8 protein-coding genes and 1 pseudogene are annotated in these 11,038 nt (G+C 60.1%); 2 read left to right on the forward strand and 7 right to left on the reverse strand.

Going from position 1 to position 11,038, the window contains the following annotated elements:
- Position 1: 1 nt before the first annotated feature.
- From motC to PH558_RS33390, 5 genes are all read right to left on the reverse strand, one after another.
- Entirely contained in the window at positions 2 to 1,306 is a 1,305-nt protein-coding gene (gene motC / locus PH558_RS33370; RefSeq protein ID WP_285208478.1) for a chemotaxis protein MotC, read from the reverse strand.
- A 3-nt stretch (positions 1,307 to 1,309) separates the two neighbouring features.
- A complete protein-coding gene (locus PH558_RS33375; RefSeq protein ID WP_285208479.1) occupies positions 1,310 to 2,737 on the reverse strand; it encodes a MotB family protein in 1,428 nt (475 codons plus the stop codon).
- Complete coding sequence (locus PH558_RS33380) at positions 2,734 to 3,366, reverse strand: hypothetical protein (protein ID WP_285208480.1); 633 nt, start codon at positions 3,364 to 3,366, stop codon at positions 2,734 to 2,736. The genes PH558_RS33375 and PH558_RS33380 overlap by 4 nt, the downstream gene beginning before the upstream one ends.
- A 242-nt stretch (positions 3,367 to 3,608) precedes the next feature.
- Positions 3,609 to 4,583: a flagellin N-terminal helical domain-containing protein gene (locus PH558_RS33385; protein ID WP_285208481.1), complete on the reverse strand. Its 975-nt coding sequence runs from the start codon at positions 4,581 to 4,583 to the stop codon at positions 3,609 to 3,611.
- 255 nt (positions 4,584 to 4,838) lie between these two features.
- Complete coding sequence (locus tag PH558_RS33390) at positions 4,839 to 5,759, reverse strand: flagellin N-terminal helical domain-containing protein (RefSeq protein WP_095433953.1); 921 nt, start codon at positions 5,757 to 5,759, stop codon at positions 4,839 to 4,841.
- Positions 5,760 to 6,210: 451 nt separating this feature from the next.
- On the opposite strand from PH558_RS33390, the gene PH558_RS33395 reads away from it, so the two are divergent.
- Positions 6,211 to 7,698 (forward strand): pyridoxal phosphate-dependent decarboxylase family protein, encoded by a 1,488-nt coding sequence (locus tag PH558_RS33395; RefSeq protein WP_285208482.1) that lies wholly within the window; start codon positions 6,211 to 6,213, stop codon positions 7,696 to 7,698.
- The gene (locus tag PH558_RS33400; RefSeq protein WP_095433952.1) at positions 7,692 to 8,942 is read left to right on the forward strand and encodes a glutathione synthase; all 1,251 of its coding nucleotides are present in this window, start codon (positions 7,692 to 7,694) and stop codon (positions 8,940 to 8,942) included. The genes PH558_RS33395 and PH558_RS33400 overlap by 7 nt, the downstream gene beginning before the upstream one ends.
- Before the next feature lie 207 nt (positions 8,943 to 9,149).
- Here the strand turns inward: PH558_RS33400 and PH558_RS33405 are convergent.
- Together PH558_RS33405 and PH558_RS33410 are read right to left on the reverse strand one after the other, a co-directional pair.
- Positions 9,150 to 10,027, reverse strand: a pseudogene (locus PH558_RS33405) (flagellin).
- 254 nt (positions 10,028 to 10,281) lie between these two features.
- Positions 10,282 to 11,038 (reverse strand): flagellin (locus PH558_RS33410; protein ID WP_285208483.1); only part of this gene is annotated, 757 nt, incomplete at its 5' end.

Consider the following 11,038-nt stretch of genomic DNA (forward strand, 5'->3'; position numbering starts at 1 on the left):
ATCAATGACTTTCCTGCTTCAACAGGCCGTCGATGGCATCCAGCTTCGAGCGGCTCGTCGTGACGAATGCGTTGAACGAAGAGTCGGCCTCCTGCCGCCCTCCTTCCGGGGCGGGAGCCGCGTTTGCCGGGGCTCCCTGCTCAACACCCGCCGTGCCGGGAGATTGGCCTCCCGCTTGATTCGTCACAGCAGCATCGTGTTCAGTCTTCTGTTGGTTGGGCAAGTTAGGAACATTGCCTTGCCCGAGGCTTGCAGCGTCGGGCGTGCGCAGTATCTCCGCCGCCACAGCCTTTGCGGCGTCGCGCAGAGCCCGGTCGCGCGCATTCAGTTCGCCCGCCGGCATCTGGTTCACATCGTTGATCGCCGACTTCCATTCAGGCGTGGATATGCCCGCCACGCCGCCATAAAAGTTCGCCAGCGCGCCGAAGGCATCGCCGCCGTCATTGGAGATCGCTTGGGCGCGGTTGGCCGCCAGCGCGGCAAGATCGGCCTTGCCGGCGATCGCGGCACGGCGCGCCATGCGCAGATAGATCTCCCGCTGTCTCGGCGGGTCCATGAAGGACAGGATGTCGATGATGTCCTGTTGCTTGACATCGGAATCGTGATCCACCACCAGCTGCACGAAAAGATCGGCAAACTGGCTGGCGTAGGGCGAGTGCAGGAAGCGCCGCGTATAACGCTGCGCATAATCGAGCCCTTGCGGCACCATGCCTGCATCGGCGCAGAGAGCCAGCGAGCGGCGTAGCGCCGATTCCTCGACGATCGTGCCGGGCGCCATCAGCCGCGCCCAGTCGTAAAGCGGTAAGGCGGCCTTGGCGTTCTTGCCCGACATGACATTGCCGGCAACCAACGAGAGGTAGGGGCCGATCGGCTTGTCGCGATATTCCTTGGAGATATCGACAAGCGTGTTGACGACGAGCAGACCCTTGCCGTTCAGGTATTTCCTTAGAACATCCGCAACGCGATTGTCGAAATTGCCATTGACGTCACGCGACATCAGATATTCGAGCGTTTCGGGATTGCCGCCGCTCATGGTGTAGATCAGGGCCGCATCGACGTTACGGTTGTCCTCGAATATGGATTTGTCCGCATTGCGCAAGCGCTCGTCTATGGTGGCGAGTAGAAAGCGCTGCATCTCTCCGGCGAAACTGTCGCCCGCAACAACGGAATCCTGGACGAATTCAAGCGAGCGCAGCATCTTGTAGAGCGGCAGGTTGTCCTGCCCCTCAGCGCTTGCACCCCCTGGCATCAACATGCCGAGAGTGAGCGTGAGCGCAAGGTGATGACGATGCTGTTTGCGCGCCATGGACTATCCCTGCTTGCCTTGGCTCGGCTTGCTCTTGCCTGAAGCGGGCTTCGCAGGAGCCTGCGTTCCCGAAGCCGCGGGATCCGTCGCCGCTTGGTTCGAGGGGTTAGCGATCAGGATCTCGATACGGCGGTTGGCATCGTTGAAAGGATCGGTGGGCAGTTTCAGACGCCTGTCCGCAAAACCGGACACTTGAACGATCCGCTTCTCGTCCAGCCCGCCGCTCGTCAGCATGTAATAGGCGCTCTGGGCGCGATCGAGCGACAGGCGCCAGTTATCATTGCGACCGCCGACCATATAGGGGCGTCCGTCGGTATGGCCGCGGATCAGGATCGATCCTTTGCGTTCCGCCAGGATCTTTCCGATCTTTTCCATCGCCAGCACCATTTCGCGCCGGGGAACCGCCGAACCGATATTGAACATCGGATCGTTGGTCTGATCGGAGATCGTTACGAGCACGCCGCCTTCCGCGGCGCTGACCTGCAGCCCTTCGGCCAGCTGACCGGCAACACCCTTGATCTCGGCCTGGATGGTCTGCTGCAGATCTTTGGCTTCCTGCTGCTGCGCCTTCGTCGGCTGAACATCCTTGTTCTCCGGCAAAGCGGCATTGTCCTCAGGCGCGGAGGCGTCGCTCTGCGCTGCGGCCTTGGCGACCTGTTGAGGCTGCGTCTGCTTGTCCTGCTGTTTGCCGGCCGCCTGCTGCTGGCTCACCGTCGGCTGCTGTTCGGGCGTCTGCGGCTGATCGGCCGGCTGGCCGGTATCTGCAGCCGTCGCCTTCGACAGAGCGATGACTTCGCCCCTAGGCGATTGATCCGACTTGGCGGACTGTTCCTCGTTCGCCTTCTTCGATGCGCTGGAAACCTGCACCTGCTTGGTCCAGAAATCCGGATCGAACGGATCGCGATAGGCCTGGCCGCCATCGGCACCGGTCGCTGGACCCGACTGAGCCGCCCCACCCTCGCCCTTGGCGCTGACATTGGCCTGCTGACCGACTTCCTGTGCGATCTCGGCCAGGACCGAATAGGGATTCTCGAAGAAATCCGCTTCGGAATAATTCGTCTGATCGCCCGATGTCGAGGTCAGGTCCTCACCGGTCTTGGCCGATTTGCCGTCATTCGGCTTTTCCTGCGGCTTGTCGGACTTCTGCTGATTCTTTTCGCCCTGAGCCTGATCGACCGGCTTCTTGAGGCCCTTTTCCGTCGGCTTCTCGTCGGCAAGCTTGATGGGATTGAAATAGGAGGCCACCGAGGCCTTCGTCTCCTCGTTGGCGGCGTTCACCAGCCACATGACAAGGAAGAAGGCCATCATCGCCGTCATGAAGTCGGCATAGGCAATTTTCCACGCGCCCCCATGGCCGCCTTCGTGATCGCCGCCGCGGCGTTTGACGATGATAATCTCGTGCTTGCCTTGATTTTGATCGCCGTCGTTCATTTCAGGATCTCTTTCAGGCTAGCGGCCCAGGCGGACATACGGGTCACGAGAACGCTCTCGCCGATCGCAACGGTGAGATCGACATCGTCGGCCTCGACATGATGCAATAACGCGCCGTCATCGCCGAGACGATCGTGAAGGACCTCGAAAAGATGGCGCGGACCGCTGACCGAGATCGGCCCGGCGCTGCCGTCGAGGATCGCGGCCCTGACCAGTTCGGCAAGATCGGCAACGGCCTTGGCCGTCAGCGTCTCGGTCATGATCGGCGCAAGAATGGCGGCGGCTTCGGTGCTGATCGCCTGCCCGAGCATCGTCGCGATGCGCGTCATATCCGCAGCGATCTTTTCCGCCGCCTGCTCTTCGTAGCGTATCCGCAGCGCATCCATTTCGGCGCGAAACGACTGGGCCATGCCATCGATCTCGGCCTGATGCTTTTGCGTCAGTTCCTGCGTCGCCGCCTCATGCCCTTCCGCATAGGCGATACAGCGCTCGGCCTCGACATCAACGGGCGGCTCGAACGGGCTTTCGGCAAACTCGACCGGTTCCGCAAACGCCATATCCTCGACATGGGGCGGCGGAGCCTGTTCGGCGCTGAAATCCTTGAGATATCGGGACAGTGTCAAGCTCACGCGCGCATCTCCCCATTCGCGCCGCAGAGACGCTGCAAGTCGATGCCGACAGCCGGCCGATCCATTCCCATTCTCAAAACGTCGATCATCACGCTTCCGGTTTCCGTCCTCAGGCAGCACCTTCCGGGACCAATGTCACCGGCACATTGTGCAGCCAAGCCACTGCGAAGGACCGTAGGCAGCCAAACTTGTGCGAGGATGAATGCGATGCGGTATTGCCGATCGGCGGCGCCGCCCGACAATCATTTCGACTGGAGGATAATCAGCACCTTGCTCGCCATGCTATTGGCGATCGACAGTGCCTGAACACCCATCTGCTGCGCCGTCTGCAGGGCGCTCTGCCGGGCAGAAGCCTCTTCCATATTCGTGTCGACGAGATCGCCGACGCTGCTCTTGATGGCATCGCTGAGCTTGGAAATATAATCCGACTGATCGTCGATGTTCGACTTCATCAGACCCAATGTCGAATCCGCCGATGTTGCCGACTTCAGGAGCGAGTTGGTGACATTGATCATATCAGTCAGTTCGTCATCGGTCGTGCTGCTCGATAGGGCGATCTCGGTTCCGCCCGTCGGCGTCGTGCCGCCGGTGGCGGAGAGGAGGTAATAATTGCGAGGCGTGCTGTTGCCCGACGTATCGAAGGCGCTTGCATCAACATTCTTCGTCAACAAACCCCGCTCGGGTTTGACAGTATCGACCATCAAGGTCTGGGAACTGTCATAGCTGATCGTCGTGAAGCTGATCTGGCCGCCCGTTCCACGCGTGAAGTTGCTGATCACCGACTGCTGGGTGGAGGGTTGCTGCTCCGTATTATAGATCCAGTTCTCGCCGGAAAAGGATGCCGACTGAGTGACGGATTGCAGCTGGTTCTTGAGCTGCTGGATGTCGGAGTTGATAGCGTTCTTGTCGGTGCCTGGCTCCTTTGCCGAAACCAGCTTGGACTGAATCTGGGTCAGCAGGCTGACGACCGTATCCATGGCGGTGGATGCGGTATCGACCTTGGAGGCACCGAGGCCTAGCGCGTCCGTAATCGTGGAAAGGCTGCTCTGGTCCGAGCGCATGGTGGTCGCCATCGACCAATAGGTAGGATCGTCGCTCGCCGTCTGAATGCGGTAACCGGACGAGACCTGCTGCTGCACGACATCGAGATCTTTGTTGATACCGCGCAACACGGTCAGCGCCGCCGACGTGGTGGGATTCGTCGTCACATTGCTCATCTGAAAATCCGTAGTTCCATTGGGACTGGCAAGCCGGACCGATCCGGCAGCAACGATTGGCCTCATGCCCACCAGCGGGAGATATCCCAGCGCGGCCCGTCGCTAAAGCGCGATCCGGCAATCGCTTGGAAGGAGAACGGAGCCGGATCTACGCAGAGACTGCAAATCAATTAGCGGCAACGTTAACAAAAGCTTATACGCGGCGACAAGAGGGAAAAGCCGCCGCGCCATTTCAACGCAAGCTCCAGTCAAGGCTCACTTGAAGAGAGCAAGAACATTCTGCGCGCTCGTGTTGGCAATCTGCAGCGACTGGATGGCCAGCTGCTGCTGGGTCTGCAGCGCCGAGAGCCTGCTCGATTCTTCTTCCATATCCGCGTCGACGAGCTTGCCGACGCCGGAATCGATGGTATCGCGCAGAGTGGAGACGAAGCTCGTCTGCAGATCGATGCGGGTCGAGAGAGAGCCGAGCTGCGAAGCCGTGCTGTTCATGGCGTTGAGGGCACCCTGCACCAGGTTCATCGCCAAACCGATATCGCCGCTCGTCATGTTGGTGATATCGAGGCTGAAGACGGAATAGTCGTTGCCGCTGATGGTCTGCTTGCTACCGAGGATGCCCGAGCTCGTATCGATCGTCCCGCTGCTGTTCGCGCCGAACAGGACGTTGCCCTGCGAGCTGGTATCGAAGGCGTAGCTGGTGCTGTTGACGGAAACCGTACCGTCATTGTTGCGCACGAAGGAGGAGACGACGGAGGCGGAGGCGCCATCGACCGCATACATCCAGTTCTGCCCGGAGAAGGATGCGGATTGCGCAATGCTCTCCAGCTGCTGTTGCAGCTGCGTGACCTCTTCCTGGACGTCGGCCTTCGACACGCTGTTTTCCGTTGCCGCGACGAGCTTGTCCTTGATCTGCTGAACGACCGTGATGGCGTTGTCCATTGCCGTATAGGCGGTGTCGACCTTTGCCGCGCCTAGGCCCAATGCGTCCGAGACGGCTGAAAGCGCGCTATTGTCGGATCGCATGGTAGTCGCGATCGACCAATAGGCGGCATTGTCGGCTGCCTTGGCCACCTTGTAGCCCGAGGAAACGCGGCTCTGCGTATCCTGCAGGTTCGTATTGATGGAGCGCAGGGTCTGGAGGGCGGACATTGCCGCGTCGTTGGTAAGGATGCTGGTCATCGAAAAGTGCCCCTTATGGCTGAATTTGGAAGGGACATTCCGGTCTGCGGCCGGGAACGGCAATCAGCCTCATGCTTGTTAACCGCCTCTTAGGGGAGGTTAACCAACCGTTGCGCTAGCTGCAACTGACAGGAATAGGGTTAATAAAAGATTAATGGTGGCCACAAAAGTTAACGAAATCATCGTTTCCGTTAAATGGCCGTCGGGCATCGTGCCATCGCCTGCACTACCGTTCATTGAACTCGAGGGAGGCCTATCCGCGCGGCGTGCGTCGACATGCCGCTTTCCAGCTGGATATCATCGTTTGACGCGCAGCAAGTACCGCAAGTCAGCCTCGCGCCACCTTCGGCATCGTAGATAGCCGCTATCCGCCCAATGTCGGACGAAGACGGCCGTCTTCTGCAGCGTCCCGGCGATGATGCCGGCACCAGCGGCCATATGCGAGGTTGAGATGTTCAGTTTGCAGGACGCCGGATGGGCGGCGGTTGATCGCCAAGAGCGAACAAGCCTCGATCCCGACGACTGGCAGGCTCTGCGCAGGCAGGGTCACCAGATGCTCGATGACATGTTCGATCATCTCCAGACGCTCGGAGCAAAGCCGGTCTGGCAGCACGCCCCCGCCTCCGCCCGCGCCCTGTTCGATGCGCCGCTGCCGGTCGAAGCGAGCGACCTGGCCGATGTCCACGCCATTTTTCGGGAAAATATCCTCCCCTATGGCAGCGGCAATATTCATCCGGGTTTCATGGGCTGGGTCCAGGGCGGCGGCACGGTTACCGGCATGCTAGCCGAAATGCTCGCCGGCGGGTTGAATGCCAATCTCGGCGGACGCGACCATATGCCGATCGAAGTCGAGCGTCAGATCATCCGGTGGACACGCGAGATCTTCTCCTTTCCGGAAACGGCAGGCGGCATTTTCCTCACCGGCGCATCGCAGGCCAATTTCGTCGCGGTGCAGATCGCCAGATGCCGGAAGCTCGGCCGCGATGTGCGCGCAACCGGTCTGTCCGACGAATCCCGGCTCGTCGCCTATGCCTCGAACGAGGTTCATGGCTGTGTTCCCCGCGCGTTCGAAATGTCCGGCATCGGCAGCACTCAGCTCCGGCGCATTGCCGTCAATAACCTTGGCCAGATCGATATCAGCGCGCTGGAACAGGCGATCCTTCGAGACAGACGGGAGTGTCTTGTGCCGTTCCTCGTCATCGGCAGTGCGGGAACGGTCAATACCGGCGCCGTCGACGACCTCGCCGGTTTGCGACATATCGCCGACAGCTACGATCTTCACTTTCACATCGACGGCGCGCTGGGCGCACTCGGCGTGTTGAGCCCCGACCTTGCGCATCTGTTCGCAGGGATCGACAGTTGCGATTCGCTCGCTTTCGATTTCCACAAATGGGGCCAGGTGCCATACGATGCCGGCTTCCTGCTCGTGCGCGACAGCGAATGGCAGCGGCAGACCTTTGCTTCGGATGCCGCCTATCTCAGCCGCGCAGCCACCGGGCTTGCAGGCGGAGACTGGTGGCCCTGCGACTACGGTCCCGATCTGTCGCGCGGCTTCAGGGCGCTGAAAACCTGGTTCACGCTGAAAACCTACGGCGTCAAAGCTCTCGGAGACGCCATAAGCGCCAACTGCCGGCTGGCCCATAGACTGGCCGAGCGCATCGAACAGGAGCCTCGGCTGACATTGCTCGCACCGGTCGCGCTCAATATCGTCTGCTTCGCCTATGTCGGCGAGGATGGAACTGTACCTGCATTCGTCAACTCCCAGATCGTCGAGCGGCTGCATGCCGAAGGCCGCGTCGCTCCATCCCTGACCCATCTGAACGGACAGCCGGCAATCCGCGCCGCGATCGTGAACCATCGCACGCGACACGCGGATATCGACGAGCTCGTTCATAGCGTTTTGACAATCGGCTCCCGACAGGATCTCCCCCAATGCTGATGACCAAAGCCCCAGGCATCGAACCGGCTTCGACCAATATGCCGGACGCCTCCCGAATTCTCGGCATGCAGAGAATCGTCTCGCTCGTCTATGCCGGCCGCGACGTGACGCCATTATGGAACGAGCTCATGCAGCGCGTGACGGCCGATTCGACCGATGCGGCCGCACTCATGGACCTGGCGATCATCCTGCAAACGCTCGGCCGTACCGAAGAGGCACGCCAGATCCTGAAGAACGCCGTGCAGCTGCGGCGGGACTTCCGCGTCGTCCACGGCAACGGAACCGGGCCGCGCCTTTTGGCCTTCGTCACCGAAGGCGATTTCATGGCCAATACGCCGCTGGATTTTCTGCTGGCGGGCAGTGATTGCGTGCTGTGGCTGCGCTATGTCGATTTGCAAACCTCTGCACTCATCGGTCTGCCGGAGCATGACGTCGCCTTCATGGCAATCGGAGAGTCAACTGAAAACGCGCCCCTACTTGCCCATATGCAGGGGCTCCTTGCCAAGTTCGACGGTCTGGTGATGAACCGCAATCCCGAACTGATCGCAAGGCTCACGCGCGACGGGGTGAGCGGAATGCTGGCAAACGAATCGTCGATCCTCTCCCCCACCACCCATCGCATATCGCGTGACGATCTCGCAGCCGTCGGCGCCGGCGCCAAGCAGCTGAAAGACTGCGCCCCCGGCCTGGCCTTCCCACTGGTCGTGCGTCCGCTCAGCACACATGCCGGCAATGGAATGGAGCGCGTCTCCGATCCGGCCGAACTGGCAGCCTTTCTCGCAGCACAGCCGGCATCCGAGCTTTACGTGGCACCCTTCATCGATTTCCGCGGGGCCGACGGCTACTACAACAAGCAGCGCGTCGTATTCATCGATGGCAAGGCCTTCGCCAGCCACATGGCGCTCTCCGACCACTGGATCGTGCACTATCTGAGTGCCGGGATGGGCCAGAGTGCGGCAAAACGGGCTGTCGAACAGGCATGGATGGAAGATTTCGATCGCGATTTCGCCGTTCGTCACGAAGAGAGTTTTGCAGCGCTCTGTCGTCATATCAAACTCGACTATTTCGGCATCGACTGCGCGGAGCTTCCTGACGGTCGCCTGCTGGTATTCGAGCTCGACGTGGCAATGGTGGTCCACAATATGGACGACCCTATTGTCTATCCCTACAAGCAGGTTGCCATGCGCAAGCTGTTCGATGGCTTCGTCGATGCCATCAGGCGAAGGGCGGGCAGCACGCTTTAGAGCAATTCCAGGAAAAGTGCGCAGCGGTTTTCCGTCCGGGATTGCGTGACACCACAGAGATAGAGCGGCTCAGAGATTCCATGAAAAACTGAACCGCTCTAGGCTCGCAGCCGGATTGCGGCGTCGCGCAAAACGAAAACCGCGCCTTCCGGAGAAGGCGCGGCAAGGTCGTTTTCCTGTTTGGCCAACGTGTGCTGGCGCTTCCTATTAACGGAAGAGCGACAGGATCTGCTGGGTCGAGGAGTTGGCGATCGACAGGGACTGAACAGCCAGCTGCTGCTGCGTCTGCAGAGCGGACAGCTTGCTCGATTCTTCTTCCATGTCGGCGTCAACCAGCTTGCCAACGCCCGACTGGATGGAGTCGGACAGCGAGGAAGCGAAGCTCGTCTGCAGGTCGATACGGCTGGAGATGGAGCCGAGCTTCGAACCCAGGCTGGTCAGCGAGTTCAGAGCGGTCTGAACCATGTTGAGCGCGCTGGAGATCTGGCCGCCCGTCATGTTGGTGATGTCGAGGCTGAAGACCGAGGCGCTGACGGTGCTGTCCTGCGTGCCGAGGATACCCGAAGACGTGTTGATCGTGCCGTCTGCATTGGCGCCGAACAGAACGTTGCCGGTTGCGCCGGTGTTGAAGGCATAGGACGTCGAGCTGACCGAAACGGTGCCGTTGGTGCCGCGGATGAACGAAGAAACAACCGAAGCCGAGTCGTTGTTTGCGGCCATGACCCAGTTTTCGCCGTTGAACGAAGCCGACTGGGCAACGCTCTGAAGCTGCTGCTGCAGCTGCGTGATTTCTTCCTGAACGGACTTCTTGTCGACCGACGGTTCCATCGCGGTTGCAAGCTTGTCCTTGATCTGGCCGACGACGTCGATCGCGCTGGTGACGGCCGTCGATGCGGTGTCAACCTTGGCAGCGCCGAGGCCGAGAGCGTCGGAAACGGCGCCGATGGCGCTGTTGTCGGACTTCAAGCCTTGGAGATGCGCAGGCCGGAAGAAACGGCGTTCTGCGTGTCCTGCAGGTTCGAGCCGATGGTACGCAGCGTCTGGAGAGCAGCCATTGCGGCGTTGTTGGTAAGAATGCTCGTCATGATATTTGCCCCTTTGGCAGTGGTTGAATAAGGGACATTCCGGACCTAAACCGGTAACGGCATTCAGCATCATGCCTATTAACCAAATTCGTTAAGGTTAACTCGCCGCTTCGATGGTCCTAAGAAACAGCAATATAGTTAAGAAAAGCTGAACCGCGTTTAGCCGAAAAATATAAAAAAAACCGCGCCTTAGATAGGCGCGGTTAACTTGTTGTTTAGGATTTTCGACCAACGCGTGGCGTTGGCGCTTCCTATTAACGGAAGAGCGACAGGATCGACTGGGTCGAGGAGTTGGCGATCGACAGGGACTGGATGGCCAGCTGCTGCTGCGTCTGCAGAGCGGACAGCTTGCTCGATTCCTGTTCCATGTCGGCGTCAACCAGCTTGCCAACGCCCGACTGGATCGAGTCGGACAGCGAGGAAGCGAAGCTCGTCTGCAGGTCGATACGGCTGGAGATGGAGCCGAGCTTCGAACCCAGGCTGGTCATCGAGTTCAGAGCGGTCTGAACCATGTTGAGCGCGCTGGAGATCTGGCCGGAGGTCATGCTGCTAATGTCGAGGCTGAAGACCGAAGCGTTGACGGTGCTGTCCTGCGTGCCGAGGATACCCGAAGACGTGTTGATCGTGCCGTCTGCATTGGCGCCGAACAGAACATTGCCGGTTGCGCCAGTGTTGAAGGCATAGGACGTCGTGCTGACCGAAACGGTGCCGTTGGTGCCGCGGATGAACGAGGAAACAACCGAAGCCGAGCCGTTGTTTGCGGCCATGACCCAGTTTTCGCCGTTGAACGAAGCCGACTGGGCAACGCTCTGAAGCTGCTGCTGCAGCTGGCCGATTTCTTCCTGAACGGACTTCTTGTCGACCGAGCCTTCCATGGCGGTTGCAAGCTTGTCCTTGATTTGGCCAACGATATCGATCGCGCTGGTGACGGCCGTCGATGCGGTGTCAACCTTGGCAGCGCCGAGGCCGAGAGCGTCGGAAACGGCGCCGATGGCGCTGTTGTCGGACTTC

Origin of the sequence: Rhizobium pantanalense, assembly GCF_030182525.1 — a bacterium.
GTDB lineage: Bacteria > Pseudomonadota > Alphaproteobacteria > Rhizobiales > Rhizobiaceae > Rhizobium.

Excerpts from the sequence above, each read along its gene's own strand:
- PH558_RS33375 (WP_285208479.1), bottom strand. The coding sequence starts at position 2,737 with ATGAACGACGGCGATCAAAATCAAGGCAAGCACGAGATTATCATCGTC.
- PH558_RS33395 (WP_285208482.1), top strand. The coding sequence starts at position 6,211 with ATGTTCAGTTTGCAGGACGCCGGATGGGCGGCGGTTGATCGCCAAGAG.
- PH558_RS33400 (WP_095433952.1), top strand. The coding sequence starts at position 7,692 with ATGCTGATGACCAAAGCCCCAGGCATCGAACCGGCTTCGACCAATATG.
- PH558_RS33385 (WP_285208481.1), bottom strand. The coding sequence starts at position 4,583 with ATGAGCAATGTGACGACGAATCCCACCACGTCGGCGGCGCTGACCGTG.
- PH558_RS33390 (WP_095433953.1), bottom strand. The coding sequence starts at position 5,759 with ATGACCAGCATCCTTACCAACGACGCGGCAATGTCCGCCCTCCAGACC.
- motC (WP_285208478.1), bottom strand. The coding sequence starts at position 1,306 with ATGGCGCGCAAACAGCATCGTCATCACCTTGCGCTCACGCTCACTCTC.